This is a genomic window from Agrobacterium sp. CMT1, from assembly GCF_037203725.1.
In the GTDB taxonomy this organism is placed as follows: domain Bacteria; phylum Pseudomonadota; class Alphaproteobacteria; order Rhizobiales; family Rhizobiaceae; genus Agrobacterium; species Agrobacterium pusense.
This window is the reverse complement of sequence record NZ_JBBCAR010000001.1, coordinates 54405-69233: the sequence shown is the minus strand read 5'-3', so window position 1 is coordinate 69233 and position 14829 is coordinate 54405. Positions and strand designations below refer to the sequence as shown.

The window sequence follows — 14829 nt, the reverse complement described above, 5'->3', positions numbered from 1 at the left end:
GCATGATGCACGACGCCGCCTTGATGGAAATCAAGACGGCGTCGCGGAATGGGTCAGAATGTCGGAGCTTCGGCGGAAAGTCAGCCCTTCAGGATACGCCCGACGATATCGCTTACATCCGTCGAGAGGCCTTTCGCCTCGGCAATGGTGGAAAGCGCTGCTTTCGCATGGTCGGCGCGGCTTGCCTCAAGTGAGCGCCAGGAGCGCATGGACGTGAGAATGCGGGCGGCAAGCTGCGGATTGCGTTTGTCGATGGCGATGATCTGCTCTGCGAGGAACCGATAGGCGGCGCCATCGGCACGGTGAAAGCCGGTAGGATTGGAAAAGGCGAGCGTGCCGACGAGCGAACGTACCCGGTTCGGATTGGTGGCGATGAAATGTTTCGATTTCATCAGTGCCTTGATACGATCAAGCGCGCCTTCGCCGGGAATGGCGGCCTGCAGCGAAAACCACTTGTCGAGCACCAGTGCATTGTCGGCGAAGCGTTTTTCGAAAGCGGCAAGCGCTTCCTTCGTTTCCGCGCTGTCGGGGAAGCGCTGCGTCAGCACGCTGAGTGCATGGGCGAGATCGGTCATGTTGGTGGCGCCGGCATAGGCCTTCGCCGCCCGCTCCGGCGTTCCCTCGGCAAAGGCGAGGAAGGTCAGCGCACCGTTGCGCAGTGAACGCCGCCCGGCGCTTCCGGCATCGGGGCTGTAGGCCTCGCCATTGGCAGCATCGTCGGCAAGCCGCCGCAGTGTGTCCTGGCCGGCTGTCGCAATCGCCGTGATCGTGGCGTTGCGCGCCTTGTGGATGGCATCGGGATCCGTGTTTCTGCCGAGTTCGCGGGCGATATCGGTCTCGCTGGGCAGGGCGAGTGCCTGCGCCCGGAATGCCGGTTCAAGCGCGTCGTCGCCGATGATTTCGATGAGCGTCGCGATCAGGTCGGCATCGGTGCGGACGTCTTCGCCTTTCTGCACCGCCTTGGTGGCGGCGATCAGCACGGGCAGGGCGAGATCGGTCAGCGCCTGGAAACGCGCGAACATATCCGTCTCATGCCGGGCAATCTGCACCAGGTCGGCAGCATTCTGCTCGAAATGCAGGTTGATCGGCGCGGAGAAGCTGCGGTTGATCGACAGCACCGGCCGCGAGGAAATGCCGGAGAAGGAGAAGGTCTGGTTGCGCTGGGTCAAATGCAGTACGCCGTCGCGATACTCGCCGCCTTCGACGGCCTGCGGTTCGGCGATCTGACCATTATCGAGGATCAGCGCCAGCGAAAGCGGAATGTGGCGTGGCTGCTTCACCGGCTGGCCGGGGGTCGGCGCGGTCGTCTGTTCCAGCGTCAAGCTGAAAGTGGCCTTGCCGGCATCGTAAGCGGACGAAACGGAGACTAGCGGCGTGCCGGCCTCGGTGTACCATAGCGAGAACTGCGAGAGATCGCGACCGCTGGCATCGGCAAAGCTCCTGACGAAATCTTCGACCGTTGCCGCTTCGCCGTCATGGCGTTCAAAATAGAGGTCCATGCCCTTTTTGAAGTCTTCAGCGCCGAGGATCGTGGCGATCATGCGGGTGACTTCGGCACCCTTTTCATACACGGTCGTCGTGTAGAAGTTGTTGATTTCGCGATAGGTATCCGGGCGCGGCGGATGCGCCAGCGGACCGGAATCCTCCGGGAACTGCTCCGACTTCAGGTGGCGCACATCGGCAATGCGCTTCACCGGCCGCGAGCGCATGTCGGAGGAAAATTCCTGATCGCGATAGACCGTCAGGCCTTCTTTCAGGCACAGCTGGAACCAGTCACGGCAGGTGATACGATTGCCTGTCCAGTTGTGGAAATATTCATGCGCAATGATGCGCTCGATATTGGCATAGTCCGCATCCGAGGCGGTTTCCGGGTCGGCCAGCACGAATTTGTCGTTGAAGACGTTGAGACCCTTGTTCTCCATCGCGCCCATGTTGAAATCCGACACGGCGACGATCATGAAGATGTCGAGGTCGTATTCGCGGCCGAAGCGCTCTTCGTCCCATTTCATCGAACGCTTCAGCGCATCCATGGCATAGGCAGCGCGCGGCTCCTTGCCGTGCTCGACATAAATCTTCAGCGCCACTTCCCGTCCGGACATGGTCGTGAAAGTATCTTCCACCACGCCGAGATCGCCGGCAACGAGAGCGAACAGGTAGCTCGGTTTCGGATGCGGATCGAACCAGGCCGCGAAGTGACGGCCTTCGTCGTAATTGCCGCCGCCCAGGAAATTGCCGTTCGAGAGCAGCAGCGGATTACCTTCCTTTGCCGCGATGATCGTCACCGTATAAGGCGCCAGAACATCCGGACGGTCGGGGAAATAGGTGATGCGGCGGAAACCTTCCGCTTCGCATTGGGTGCAATAAACGCCATTGGTGCGGTAAAGCCCCATCAGCTGCGTATTGACCTGCGGGTTGATGTAATTGGTGACGCAAATCTCGAAGGGAGATTCAGCGGGAAGGTCGCGGATGGTCAGGCTGTCCGGTGTGGCCTCATATTGAGCGGCGGGCAGCTCCACCTGGTCGAGCAGCAGGCTGGAAAGCTTCAGCTCGTCGCCATCAAGAACCAGCGGTGCATGCCGGTCGGCGCTTTCGCGCCGGTGGAAGATCAGACGGGCTTCGACCTTGGTATTTTTAGGGTCGAGTTCGAAGGTGAGATCCACCCGCTCCAGAACGAAATCGGTGGGGCGGTAATCCGCCAGGTGAACGATCTGGCCCGTGTCTGTTCGCATGACTGTCCCTGAATAACTTTGCGTGGTCTTCCCGGCATCATGTCGTCATAAGGCCCGGATGTAAAATGGGTAGAATATTCGTCACGATCATGTGCGCGTCGGAGGACATTCTGTCCCGCCATGGAAGGCTTTGCCGGCCATGCAGACGATCCTCCCCGCTGCCGGACCAACGGACCATCGCAGCAAATGTTGAACGATTGCTGAAATTATATTTTATTTTCTTCAAATTTTAGCGCGTGCCACTTTTTGCCTTCGCGCCTGCCTTGCGAGGCTTCGATTTCTCCACGCCATCAACCGAATTCAGGGATAAATCACAATTTTTGTTGTAAAGCGCCGGAGGAATGCTCTAGCCTTGCGCAAATCCAATTCCCCCGCGTCGTCTCCCCCGCATGAAACCTCCCGATGGCGTGTCTGCGCAGCCGATATGAGTAACTGCTAATGAACGCCGAACCGATGAATCCCTTCCGCGGGATCAGCATGAAGCTGATTTCGGTTGGCTTTTTTCTTGTCATGCAGACCTGTATAAAGGCCGCGGGGGATGTGCCGGCCGGCCAGATCACCTTCTTTCGTTCGGCTTTCGCCATCATTCCGATTGTCGTTTATCTTGCCTGGCTTCACGCGCTCGCAAGTGCGCTGCACACCAACAATCTCCTCGGCCATTTCAAGCGCGGTTTTCTTGGAATCCTCTCAATGGCCTGCGGCTTTTACGGGCTGACCATGCTGCCGCTGCCGGAATTCATCGCCATCGGTTATGCCTCGCCACTTCTCGCGGTGGTTTTTGCCGCCTTTATCCTGCATGAGAAGGTGCGTATTTATCGCTGGAGTGCAGTCTTCGTGGGAATGATCGGCGTGCTGGTCATTCTCTGGCCGAAGATGACGCTTCTCAGGGAAGGCGGGTTTGCCGCGGGTGAGGGGCTGGGCGCCATTGCCGTGCTGTGTGGTGCCGCCCTTGGCGGGCTGGCGATGATCCAGGTGCGGCAACTGGTGGAAACGGAAAAGACGCCAACCATCGTGCTTTATTTTTCGCTCACCGCCACCCTGCTGTCGCTCATCAGCGTTCCCTTCGGCTGGAGCGTGCTGACAGTGACGCAGACCCTGCTTCTGATAACCAGCGGCATCTGCGGCGGCGTCGCGCAAATCTTCCTGACGGAGAGTTACCGGCACGCCGAGGTCTCGGTCATCGCGCCCTTCGAATACAGTTCCATCGTCTTCGGCATCGTGGTTTCCTACGTCCTTTTCGGAGACATACCCACGCTGACGATGCTCATCGGCACGGCGATCGTGATCCTGGCCGGCATCTTCATCATTTTCCGTGAACATCAGCTGGGATTGGCGCGACGCGCGGCGCGCAAGGCCTCGACGCCGCAGGGGTGAGGAGCGCTATTGCCGGTGTTTCAGGGCAACCGCTTCCGTCATCCCGGCCTTGAGCCGGGATCCAGCCGACGCGCGTCCGCGCGGCGAAGGAGTACTTTCAGCCCAAGGACTTGGGCTGGCTGGATGCCGGATCAGGTCCGGCATGACGGAGACTTATGATCGTACACCCACAAAAGCAAAAGGCGCCTTCCCGAGGAAAGACGCCAGCGCGCAATCATATCTGTAAGCCAGTGTAAGCCGGCCTGAGTGCTTCTCAGCGCTCGCGGAAATCCGCGAAGACTGCCGAGGGACGCGTCACGCGGACCTGCTGCATGGCAGCGCGTGCGGTCAACTGTTCGTTAGCGGCTGCGCCGAAACGATGGTAGCCCTGACTGGAGCGAGGGCCGAGGCCCGCCAGGCGGAGCGATTCAAAGCCGGAATGTACCGGACGGAAGCGAGTGGTCATTGCCTTGGTTCCTTTAACCGAAATTCCTCCCAAGACATGGCCGTATATCGCAGCGCAGCATGGATTCGGCAAGTTGACCAAATGCGCCGCTGTTATGCGTAATGCGCATGGCTATTTTCATAATTCATTTACATTGAGCAGGAATGAGGCAATCAGCCTTCGGCGATCTTTGCCTGAAACATCAATAAATCCTGCCATGCCAAGGACTTACTGGCCGGGGCGTTCAATAGTTCCTGGGGGTGCAGGCTGGCGAGCGCCGGCAAAACAAGGTGTCCGGCTGCGACATCACGCCACTGTCCGCGCAATGTATGGATCGTGCCGGTGCCGCCAAAGAAGAAACGTGCGGTAAAGTTGCCCAGAAGCAACAGGTGTTTTGGCTCCGCAAGGGCGATCTGGCGCTCGATGAAGGGGCGGCAGATATCCATTTCGGCTTGGGTCGGCGGGCGGTTGCCCGGTGGCCGCCACGGCACCACATTGCCGAGCATGATGGTGCTGCGCTCAAGGCCGATGGCCGCCAGCATCCGGTCAAGCAGCAGGCCGGTCTTGCCGGCAAAGGGCAGGCCCTCGCGATCGTCATCCGCATCCGGCATGGGGCCGATGACCATGATGCCCGAGGAAGCGTCACCTTCGGTGAAGATCGTATTGCGGGCGCTGTTCTTGAGGTTGCATCCGGAAAAACCCTCAAGCGCGGTTTTCAGTTCGGCAAGCGATCTCGCGCTTTCTGCGGCAAAACGCGCCGCTGCCACCGCCTGCTCATCCGGCATGGCGACATTCTGCTGAACGGCTGGACTTGCCGGCGCTCCGCGCGCGGGAGCACTGCGCGTTGCTCCCTGCCGCTGCGGCACATCGGCGCCGCGATCCGCGGGCCTTTCAGTCTGCCGTGCAGATGTCGCCGCCGCCTGAACAGGCGCGGACCGGGCAGGGCGGGCGGCGGCAAATTCGGCGAAACGGTCTACGGGCGCCTCTTCCAGCAACCAGTCGACGCCCGCATCCGCATGGAAATGCAGGAGGGCGGCGAGTTCGGCCGGGGAGAGGTCTTGAGCGGCGATCATGGGCGGAAATTACCCCATGTTCCCCGCCCGGGGAACCCGCAAATCACACTGTCCAGCGCTGAATATCGCCGCTTTCGCCGATCATGGCCAGACCATGGGCAATCGAAAGCAGCTCGCCGCCGCTTTCGATGCGGTCGGCGTCGAAACGGCGGGTGAAAAGCTCCCGCACCGCCGGCACGAAGGAGGTTCCGCCGGTCAGGAACACCTTGTCGATCGCATCTGGCGAAACCTGCGTCTTTTCCAGAACCTCGTCGAGCGCTTCTTCTATCTTGGCAAGGTCCTCGGCGATCCAGCTGTTGAAATCGCTGCGCTTCACCATCTTGCGTCCGGCCTTGCCGAGCGGCGCAAAGTTGAACTCCGCTTCTTCGGCCGAAGAGAGCGCCATCTTGGTGGCGGAAATAGCCTGATAGAGCGGGTAGCCCTCATCATGCTCAACGAGGTCGATGAACATTTCCAGCTTTTCCGGCTCCAGCGCCGAGCGCACCAGCGACTTCAGATCGGTAAATTCCTTCGAGGTCTTGAAGATCGACAGCTGGTTCCAGCGGCCGAAATTCACGTAATAGCCTGAGGGCACATCCAGCACCTTGTCGAAACTCTTGAACTTGCTGCCCTTGCCGATCTCCGGCGACACCAGATTGTCGATCATGCGGAAGTCGAAATGATCACCCGCAACACCGACGCCGGAATGGCCGATGGGGGTGGCGGAAAGCTTGCCGGCATGGGTTTCGAAACGGATGAGCGAATAGTCGGTGGTGCCGCCGCCGAAATCCGCCACCAGCACATTGGCGTCCTTCTTCAGGCTTTGTGCGAAATAATAAGCGGCCGCCACCGGCTCATAGACATAGTGGATTTCGGGGAAACCGGCCCGGCTCAGCGCCTCGTTGTATCGGGCAAGCGCCAGCGTCTCGTCCGGATTGCTGCCGGCAAAACGCACCGGCCGGCCGGCAATGACAGTCGATACATCATCGGGCCATTCCGTCCCGGCATAGGTCTTCAGCTTGCGCAGGAACACTTCCATCAAATCCTCGAAGCTCTGCCGCTTGGCGAAGATCAACGTGCCCTGAAACAGCGGTGACGCCGCAAACGTCTTGATCGATTGCAGGAAACGGCAGTCGCCGGCATTGTCGATGAACTGGCGGATAGCGGCGTGGCCCGCCTCCACATGCAGGGCGGCCGCGCCGAGGCCGGCGTCCTTCATGAAGGAGAGGGCCGTGCGCATGCTGTCATCCGTGCCGGCGCTGCTGGTAAAGCGCATGGAATGGCTTGCGCCGCCATTGTCGGAAAGAGCCATGACCGTATTTGTCGTGCCGAAATCGAGGCCGAGAGCCCGCTTTTGCGTCATCGCCATATTCCTTGTGTCGATAGAAGAACCCGCCCGGCCTTGGATGGCCCGGCGTGAAAATAAGGGATGCTCTTGGCACCCCGATGTCAGAGGAGGGCGGTTGATTGCACAGGGCGGGCGGAATGGCAAGCGCCGTGGGTCTTTTTTCGGTCGAACGCCCGTGCCCGCGCGCCAGTCGCAAAGTTGCGGCAATCCTGGCAACGCATGGTAAACGGGATTACAATTCCTTTAAGAAAGAACAGTGTAGTTCTAGGCGACGGCTTTAAGGGAATTCTGTTAAAGTCAGCTTTGTCGAAGTAAGCGGATCGAAGACGTATCCACTTTGCTGTCGAGCGTAAATATTTATTAAATTTCGGAATGTCCATATGGACATGCTGTATTTGGTTTTCGGTCGTTTTTAGTTTTGGAAATTATATGCCCCACAAAATCAGCCAGCATGCAGTGGAGGATGCAGCGCCGGACGATGCCGGTGTCGTTCAAGGCGATATGGGCGTTTTCTCCCGGCAGCTCATGGCCCTTCTGGAAGCATCGCAGCAGGGATACGCTTTGTTTGATGGCGGCGATGAGTTGCGGTTCGCCAACAGCGCCTTCCGCGCCGCGCTCGGTATCGGACAGCGCGATTTCCCGAGCTGGGTGGAACTGATGCGCAGTGGTTTTCGCAACGCGACCGGTACGGCCATCGAGACATCGGATTTCGAACTCTGGCTGCGCTCGGCCAAGACGAGGCGCGGCAAGCTGCCGTTCCGGACCATTGAGACCAGTCTCAATGACGGGCGCTGGATACTGACGACCGAGACCACGCTGCCGGGAGGCTGGATGCTATGCGTGGTCACCGATGTTTCCGAACTTGGCATCGAATTGCGCGATCTGCGCCAGGAGCGGGACAGGGCGCTGAAATCCGCCCTGAGCGACGAGCTGACCGGGCTCGGAAACAGACGTTACGCCATGGATGCGCTCAACCACCTGCTTGGGCCCAACAAGGCGCAGGCGCTCGCCGTCATCATCATGGATATCGACCACTTCAAGAGCGTCAACGATCGCTTCGGCCATGCCTACGGCGATCTCGTGCTGAAGGATTTCGCAGGACGACTGTCCGCCGCTGCCGGGCGTGACGACCTTCTCGGCAGGATTGGCGGGGAAGAGTTTTTGCTGGTGCTCAGTGGCTCGCGCATGCACGGCGCCGAAAGCCTGATGCGGCAGCTCCTGTCGTCACTGGCCGATGCAGCCCCTCTGCGCGACATGCCCGAGTTTCGCTACAGCTGCTCCGCCGGGATCGCCTTTGCCAATCCCGGCGAGAGTACAAGCGACGTTTTGCGCCACGCCGATACCGCGCTTTATGAAGCCAAGAATACCGGGCGGAACCGCTACGTGATTTACGGAACGGCGTCGTGACAGCACCCAGTCGTCAGTTCGACTTTGCCGCGCCGCCATCTACCCTGAGCATCGTGCCGGTGATGTAGCTTGCGGGCACCGAGCAGAGGAAAGCGCCGGCGGCAGCGAACTCCTCCACCGTGCCGAGGCGGCCAGCGGGAATGCTCTTGACCGAGGCCTCGCGGATTTCCTCGATGCTCTTGCCGAGACGCTTTGCATTGGCGCCATCGAGCTCATCGATGCGGTCGGTGTGGATGCGGCCGGGCAGAAGCAGGTTTGAGGTGATGCCGAAACCGGCCACTTCGGAGGACAGCGTCTTGCTCCAGCCCACAAGCGCGCCGCGCAAGGTGTTGGAAAGGGCGAGATTGGCAATCGGCTCGAATACGCCTGACGAGGCAACGGTGAGGATGCGGCCGAAACCCTGCTCCTTCATGCCGGGCAGAAGCGCATTGGTCAGCGTGATGACCCGCAGCACCATCGACTGGAAGAACGTATCCAGCTTCTCCGCCGTCATCTCCTGAGCGAGGCCCGGCGTCGGGCCGCCGGTATTGTTGACGAGAATGTCGATGCCGCCGAGCTTTTCCCTGACGGCCTGAACCATGGCCTCGACAAAATTGTCGTCGGCAAGATCACCCCAAACCCAGTCGGCCTTGCCTTTGCCAAGGGCGTTGATGGCCTTGCAGTTCGCTTCCAGCTTTTCACCGCTCCTGCCGACGAGAAGGACATTTGCACCCTCCTTTGCCAGCGCCGTCGCAATGCCAAGCCCAAGGCCGCGTGAAGAGGCGAGAACGAGGGCGCGTTTGCCGGAAATGCCGAAATCCATGGGTTTTGTCCTGTCTTGTGAGTGCTGTATGTGGTGTTTATAGAGCATTTCCAAGGAAAAGTGGACCCCGGTTTTCCGTCTGGAAATGCGCCGAAACAAAGAGTTAGGCGTTTTCTCGATTCGAGGAAAAGCAAAATCCCCCTGTGAAGGCGGGCCCTGTTTTGAAGGTCGAACAAGTGTCATGACAGAACAATCTTTGCTGAAATTCTCGATTGCCGTCACGGTTCTGCTGGCGTTGTTCGGCATCGGGGCGGGCCTGTTTTCCGGCTCCTTCGCGGTCGTCTTCGACGGTGTCTACGCCCTGACGGATGCTTTCATGACGATGCTCGCATTGCTCGTGGCGCGGCTGATCGCCGCCGCCGCGGCACCCAGGCCGGGCGGCCGGCTGGTGGAGCGCTTCACCATGGGCTTCTGGCATCTGGAGCCAATGGTGCTCGGCCTCAACGGCACGCTTCTGATGGGGGCGGCGATTTACGCGCTCATCAATGCCATCGACAGCCTGATGGATGGCGGCCGGTCGATCGAGTTCGATTACGCCATCATCGTCACCTTCGTCAGCTTTGCCGTCTCGCTCGCCATGGCATGGTTTGTCAAACGGCAGAACCAACGGCTGAAATCCGCCTTCGTGGCGCTGGACGCTAAAAGCTGGCTGATGAGCGCGCTGCTGAGCGTGGCGCTGTTCATCGCTTTCGCCATCGGTTACGGGCTGACGGGAACGTCGCAGGCATGGCTGTCGCCCTATGTCGACCCGGCCGTGCTGGCGCTGGTCTGCCTCGTCATCATTCCCATGCCACTCGGCAATGTGAAACAGGCGCTAGCCGACATACTTCTTGTCACCCCGCTGGAGTTCAAGCAGCATGTCGACAGGGTGGCAGGGGAGGTCGTGGCGAAGTTCGGCTTTTCCTCGCATTACTCCTATGTGGCCCGGGTTGGCCGCGGTCGCCAGATCGAACTCTTCTTCATTGTTCCCAGAAACTGGCCGCCGCGGCGCCTTGAGGAATGGGATGCGATCCGCGACGAGATCGGCGAAGCGATAGGCGGCGAGGGGAGTGACCGTTGGCTGACGATCGTGTTCACGACGGATGAAGAATGGGCTGTTTGAGCGGGGTGTGGAAAGCAAGGTCTGCTTCGTCCCCGGGAGTGGGCCAAGTGCCCCGCGCCTTTAAAACTGGCGGCGCTCACGGTCCCTTGGTTTCGTTTTCCTTCTTCGCCTGATCATGATGCCATTTGATGGCGAAGAACATGCCCGTTCCCAATACGAGAATTTTGAACGGCAAGAAGACGATAGGGAAGAAGTCCCACATTTCAGATATTTCCAGCTATGACGCGACGATATATTTCTTGGGAATATTAGCTCAAAACCGCTGCGTCCGACACCGGCCATATTGACGCAGATGCGGTCCCGATCTCCCTTGTCATGCGATCGGCCCGCCCATCAATCGCTTTTGACCGCCTGATTATAGGCGGGCTATGCCTGCCCAATGCCCGCAACCCTTGACGCATTCCCCCGTCGATCATATCCTCATTATTACGTGAACGTAAAAGTAATAAACAATCATCAGGTTGTCTGACAATTGACTGGCGTGCGACATGTTTTGCCGCTATAGAAGCTCGACAAAGGCGTGCCGCTTTGCAAAGACGGATGCTGATGGATACGGTGTCGCGGATGGACTTTTTGTCCGGCGCAGGCGGTGCGTCGCAGGTGTGGAAAAGACGATAACAACAGCCGGATGGGACCGGCGATCTGAGAGGATGGAAATGACGGAAGCGATGGAACTGCCCGAACGCGAAGCGATGGAATTCGACGTTGTGATCGTCGGTGCGGGTCCGGCCGGTCTTGCCGCCGCAATCCGACTGAAGCAGGTGGAGCCGGAGCTCTCGGTCGTCGTGCTGGAAAAGGGCGCGGAAGTCGGTGCCCACATCCTCTCCGGCGCCGTGGTCGACCCCATCGGCATCGACAGGCTGCTGCCGGGATGGCGCGACGAGGAGGGGCATCCCTTCAAGACCGAGGTCAAGGACGACCAGTTCCTGTTCCTGGGGCCGGCGGGCTCCATCCGCCTGCCGAACGCCATGATGCCGCCATTGATGAACAATCATGGCAATTACATCGTCTCGCTTGGCCTCGTCTGTCGCTGGCTGGCGGAAAAGGCGGAAGGGCTCGACGTCGAGATCTATCCGGGCTTTGCCGCCACGGAAGTGCTTTATAACGACGAAGGCGCTGTCATCGGCGTTGCCACCGGCGATATGGGCATCGAGAAGAATGGCGAGCCGGGCCCGAACTTCACCCGCGGCATGGAACTGCACGGTAAATACGTGTTGATCGGCGAGGGCGTGCGCGGATCGCTCGCCAAGCAGCTGATTTCCAGATTCGACCTGTCCAAAGATCGCGAGCCGCAGAAATTCGGCATAGGCATCAAGGAGCTCTGGCAGGTCAAGCCGGAGAAGCACAAGCAGGGCCTCGTACAGCACTCCTTCGGCTGGCCGCTGGGTTTCAAGACCGGCGGTGGTTCTTTCCTGTATCATCTGGAAGATAACCTCGTTGCCGTCGGTTTCGTGGTGCATCTCAATTACAAGAACCCCTATCTCTATCCCTTCGAGGAATTCCAGCGGTTCAAGACGCATCCGGCGATCCGCGATACGTTCGAGGGCGGCAAGCGCATTTCCTATGGCGCGCGCGCCATCACCGAAGGCGGTTACCAGTCAGTGCCGAAGCTCACCTTCCCGGGCGGCGCGCTGATCGGCTGTTCCGCCGGCTTCGTCAACGTGCCACGCATCAAGGGAAGCCATAATGCGGTTCTCTCGGGCATGCTCGCGGCGGAAAAGATCGCCGCGGCGATTTCCGCCGGCCGCGCCCATGACGAGGTTACCGAGATCGAGGCCGAATGGCGTGAAGGCGATATCGGCAAGGACCTGAAGCGGGTCCGCAACGTCAAGCCGCTCTGGTCGAAGTTCGGCACGCTCATCGGCGTCGGCCTCGGCGGTCTCGACATGTGGACGAACCAGCTGTTCGGTTTCTCTTTCTTCGGCACGCTGAAGCACGGCAAGACGGATGCGCAGAGCCTGGAGCCCGCCTCCAAACACAAGCCGATCGCCTATCCGAAGCCGGATGGCGTTCTGACCTTCGACCGGCTGTCCTCCGTCTTCCTGTCGTCCACCAACCATGAAGAGGACCAGCCGGTCCATCTTCAGGTGAAGGACATGGAGCTGCAGAAGCGCTCCGAACACGACGTCTTTGCCGGTCCCTCCACGCGTTATTGTCCAGCCGGCGTTTATGAGTGGGTGGAGAAGGACGGCCAGGAAGTCTACGTCATCAACGCCCAGAACTGCGTGCACTGCAAGACCTGCGACATCAAGGATCCGAACCAGAACATCAACTGGGTGCCGCCGCAGGGCGGCGAGGGGCCGGTTTACGCCAGCATGTGACGGTGAAGCGATCTTGCCTCATGATGCTCGGGCTTGTCCCGAGCATCTGCAACGGTGATTTTACGATAGGTGGACGGATACTCTGCGGAGCGCCGTTTCCGTCGGCGAAAGCTCGTCGCGGTCATGCAGCTCGTCGGTCCGCCTGGTTCATTGTGTCTGCCACGGCACCAGAGCAGCGCCATTGCCCTCTTTCCCGTCAGTATTTGTGGATTGCTCTTCGATTTCTTACATATAGGATGTTGGGGTGTTGTAGCATCATGTGGCCTGTGGATCGCGGGCAGTGAATGCGATAACGCCTTGAACGTGCATATGGTCCTAGGTGCCGTCGCCAGACGGCAGGGAGTGAAGGAATGTCCGGCTTTCAAAGGCTGAATATCGTGCGGAAGACAGGCTTGGCTGGCAGCGTCGCGGCGCTTGCGATGGCTGCCTTTTCTTTCACTGGCAATCCGGTGGCTGCCGCGAGCTGTCGTTCCGATGCCATGGCCGGCATAGACTGGCGCGAATGCAACAAGCGCCTCCTGATGCTGGGCGGCAGCAATCTCGACTCGGCGATGCTCTACGGTACGGATTTCACTTATACGGATCTGCGCGGTTCGTCGCTGAAGGGCGCTAACCTTGAGAAGGCCAAGCTCATCCGCGCTGCCCTTGGCGAGGCGAACCTTCAGGGCGCCAATCTGACGAAGGTGGAAGCCTATCGAAGCGATTTTTCCGCCGCCGACGCCACCAACGCGAAATTCGTGAATGCCGAAATGCAGCGAACCAAATTCGAAAACACCAAGCTGGACGGCACGGATTTCACCAAGGCTGAACTCGGCCGCGCCGATTTCGAGGGCGCAACGCTGAACGGCTCGAAATTCTCGCTCACCAACCTGTCGCGGGCCCGGTTCGGTGGCGCGAAGCTGGGTGGCCCTGTCGATTTCACCAGCGCCTTCCTGCTGCTGACTCGGATTGAGGGGGTCGATCTTTCCACGGCCACCGGCCTTGACCAGAAACAGATCGACATCGCCTGCGGCGACGCCAAGACCAAACTGCCGAATGGCCTGACGGCGCCCGCCTCCTGGCCGTGCCCGGAAGATCCCGACGACGAGTGATAAAAGGCCGCGCGGTTTTGCGCGGCCCGAACCTCTCCGTAAGCGGAAGGGAAGCGTTCGCCATGCGAACGCTTCATCGGCGATCAGAAGCCCGAAAGCACGATCTTGCCCTTGGCCTTGTTGCTCTCGATCAGTGCATGCGCCTTGATAAGATTTGCGGCATTGATGGTGCCGAAAACCTCGGTCAGCGTCGTCTTGATCTTGCCGGCATCGACAAGCTCGGCCACGTGGTTGAGCAGCTTGTGCTGCTCGATCATGTCAGGCGTCTGGAAAACGGCGCGGGCGAACATCATTTCCCAATGGATGGATATGCATTTGCGCTTGAACGCCATGATGTCGAAACCGCCAGCCGGATCGTCGATCAGGGCGAAACGGCCCTGCGGTGCGATGGTCGCCACGCTGTCGGCCGCGTGGATGTCGCTATGGGTGGTGGAGAAGACGAAGCCCGGCGCACCAAGGCCAAGCGCTTCCACCTGCGGCGCGATGGGCTTGCTGTGATCCACAACGTGATGCGCGCCGAGTTCCTTTACCCATTCGATCGTTTCCGGCCGCGAGGCAGTCGCGATCACGGTCAGGTCGGTCAGCGCCCGCAGAAGCTGAACGGCGATGGAACCGACGCCGCCCGCGCCGCCGATGACGAGAACGGCGCTGGCTGCACCCGGAACCGGCTCATTCACCCGCAACCGGTCGAATAGGGTCTCATACGCGGTGATGGCGGTCAGCGGCAGCGCGGCGGCTTCCTCGAAATTCAGGGACTTCGGCTTGGCACCGACGATGCGCTCGTCGACCAGATGGAATTCGCTGTTGGAGCCGGGACGGTTGATGACGCCGGCGTAAAACACCTCATCACCCGGTTTGAACAGCGAAACCTTGTCGCCAACGGCCTTCACCACACCCGCTGCATCGAAGCCGAGCACACGGGCCTCGCCGTTTTCCGGCGACTGGTTCCGACGTACCTTGGTATCGACGGGATTTACCGAAACGGCTTTCACCTCCACCAGAATGTCGTGTCCCTTCGCTTCCGGCTGGGGCAGATCGATGTCGATGAGGGCATCCTTGGCAGTGATGGGCTGGCTCGTCCTGTAACCGATGGCGCGCATGAAAAGTCTCCTTTGCTTGTTTGCGTGCCTCTTACTTGATACATATGAACAACGATCGCAAGAATGCACATTTTGTGAT

12 protein-coding genes are annotated in these 14829 nt (G+C 59.8%); 5 read left to right on the top strand and 7 right to left on the bottom strand.

The window, feature by feature from the left end:
• Window positions 1–80 precede the first annotated feature (80 nt).
• The gene (gene pepN / locus WA845_RS00450; protein ID WP_337322143.1) at window positions 81–2729 is read right to left on the bottom strand and encodes an aminopeptidase N; all 2649 of its coding nucleotides are present in this window, start codon (window positions 2727–2729) and stop codon (window positions 81–83) included.
• Window positions 2730–3167: 438 nt separating this feature from the next.
• Between pepN and WA845_RS00445 the strand changes: the two genes are divergently transcribed.
• Entirely contained in the window at window positions 3168–4103 is a 936-nt protein-coding gene (locus WA845_RS00445; RefSeq protein ID WP_004440828.1) for a DMT family transporter, read from the top strand.
• 253 nt (window positions 4104–4356) lie between these two features.
• Here WA845_RS00445 and WA845_RS00440 read toward each other — a convergent pair whose 3' ends face one another.
• The 3 genes from WA845_RS00440 to WA845_RS00430 form a co-directional block, all read right to left on the bottom strand.
• Window positions 4357–4548 carry a hypothetical protein gene (locus WA845_RS00440; protein WP_004440829.1) on the bottom strand — a complete coding sequence of 64 codons (192 nt, stop codon included), beginning with the start codon at window positions 4546–4548 and terminating at the stop codon, window positions 4357–4359.
• 152 nt (window positions 4549–4700) lie between these two features.
• Window positions 4701–5600: a uracil-DNA glycosylase family protein gene (locus WA845_RS00435; RefSeq protein ID WP_112553543.1), complete on the bottom strand. Its 900-nt coding sequence runs from the start codon at window positions 5598–5600 to the stop codon at window positions 4701–4703.
• A gap of 43 nt (window positions 5601–5643) precedes the next feature.
• Window positions 5644–6942, bottom strand: a complete 1299-nt coding sequence (locus WA845_RS00430; RefSeq protein WP_004440833.1) for an Hsp70 family protein — start codon at window positions 6940–6942, stop codon at window positions 5644–5646.
• 414 nt (window positions 6943–7356) lie between these two features.
• Between WA845_RS00430 and WA845_RS00425 the strand changes: the two genes are divergently transcribed.
• Entirely contained in the window at window positions 7357–8334 is a 978-nt protein-coding gene (locus WA845_RS00425) for a diguanylate cyclase domain-containing protein (protein WP_162719117.1), read from the top strand.
• A 13-nt stretch (window positions 8335–8347) separates the two neighbouring features.
• Here the strand turns inward: WA845_RS00425 and WA845_RS00420 are convergent, their stop codons facing one another.
• Window positions 8348–9136, bottom strand: coding sequence for an SDR family oxidoreductase (locus WA845_RS00420; protein ID WP_004440837.1), 789 nt, complete (start codon window positions 9134–9136; stop codon window positions 8348–8350).
• A 181-nt stretch (window positions 9137–9317) separates the two neighbouring features.
• On the opposite strand from WA845_RS00420, the gene WA845_RS00415 reads away from it, so the two are divergent.
• On the top strand, window positions 9318–10238 hold the full coding sequence (locus WA845_RS00415) for a cation diffusion facilitator family transporter (RefSeq protein WP_112553545.1): 921 nt from the start codon (window positions 9318–9320) through the stop codon (window positions 10236–10238).
• 76 nt (window positions 10239–10314) lie between these two features.
• Here the strand turns inward: WA845_RS00415 and WA845_RS00410 are convergent, their stop codons facing one another.
• Complete coding sequence (locus WA845_RS00410; RefSeq protein WP_004440843.1) at window positions 10315–10440, bottom strand: hypothetical protein; 126 nt, start codon at window positions 10438–10440, stop codon at window positions 10315–10317.
• A 454-nt stretch (window positions 10441–10894) separates the two neighbouring features.
• Here WA845_RS00410 and WA845_RS00405 point away from each other — a divergent pair, with 454 nt between their 5' ends.
• Window positions 10895–12559, top strand: a complete 1665-nt coding sequence (locus WA845_RS00405; RefSeq protein WP_112553627.1) for a 4Fe-4S dicluster domain-containing protein — start codon at window positions 10895–10897, stop codon at window positions 12557–12559.
• A 350-nt stretch (window positions 12560–12909) separates the two neighbouring features.
• Window positions 12910–13650 carry a pentapeptide repeat-containing protein gene (locus WA845_RS00400; RefSeq protein WP_004440847.1) on the top strand — a complete coding sequence of 247 codons (741 nt, stop codon included), beginning with the start codon at window positions 12910–12912 and terminating at the stop codon, window positions 13648–13650.
• An 83-nt stretch (window positions 13651–13733) separates the two neighbouring features.
• Here WA845_RS00400 and WA845_RS00395 read toward each other — a convergent pair whose 3' ends face one another.
• Window positions 13734–14750 carry a zinc-binding alcohol dehydrogenase family protein gene (locus tag WA845_RS00395; RefSeq protein ID WP_022555882.1) on the bottom strand — a complete coding sequence of 339 codons (1017 nt, stop codon included), beginning with the start codon at window positions 14748–14750 and terminating at the stop codon, window positions 13734–13736.
• Between the last annotated feature and the right edge of the window lie 79 nt (window positions 14751–14829).

Excerpts from the sequence above, each read along its gene's own strand:
- pepN (WP_337322143.1), bottom strand. The coding sequence starts at position 2,729 with ATGCGAACAGACACGGGCCAGATCGTTCACCTGGCGGATTACCGCCCC.
- WA845_RS00445 (WP_004440828.1), top strand. The coding sequence starts at position 3,168 with ATGAACGCCGAACCGATGAATCCCTTCCGCGGGATCAGCATGAAGCTG.
- WA845_RS00440 (WP_004440829.1), bottom strand. The coding sequence starts at position 4,548 with ATGACCACTCGCTTCCGTCCGGTACATTCCGGCTTTGAATCGCTCCGC.
- WA845_RS00435 (WP_112553543.1), bottom strand. The coding sequence starts at position 5,600 with ATGATCGCCGCTCAAGACCTCTCCCCGGCCGAACTCGCCGCCCTCCTG.
- WA845_RS00430 (WP_004440833.1), bottom strand. The coding sequence starts at position 6,942 with ATGACGCAAAAGCGGGCTCTCGGCCTCGATTTCGGCACGACAAATACG.
- WA845_RS00425 (WP_162719117.1), top strand. The coding sequence starts at position 7,357 with ATGCCCCACAAAATCAGCCAGCATGCAGTGGAGGATGCAGCGCCGGAC.
- WA845_RS00420 (WP_004440837.1), bottom strand. The coding sequence starts at position 9,136 with ATGGATTTCGGCATTTCCGGCAAACGCGCCCTCGTTCTCGCCTCTTCA.
- WA845_RS00415 (WP_112553545.1), top strand. The coding sequence starts at position 9,318 with ATGACAGAACAATCTTTGCTGAAATTCTCGATTGCCGTCACGGTTCTG.
- WA845_RS00410 (WP_004440843.1), bottom strand. The coding sequence starts at position 10,440 with ATGTGGGACTTCTTCCCTATCGTCTTCTTGCCGTTCAAAATTCTCGTA.
- WA845_RS00405 (WP_112553627.1), top strand. The coding sequence starts at position 10,895 with ATGACGGAAGCGATGGAACTGCCCGAACGCGAAGCGATGGAATTCGAC.
- WA845_RS00400 (WP_004440847.1), top strand. The coding sequence starts at position 12,910 with ATGTCCGGCTTTCAAAGGCTGAATATCGTGCGGAAGACAGGCTTGGCT.
- WA845_RS00395 (WP_022555882.1), bottom strand. The coding sequence starts at position 14,750 with ATGCGCGCCATCGGTTACAGGACGAGCCAGCCCATCACTGCCAAGGAT.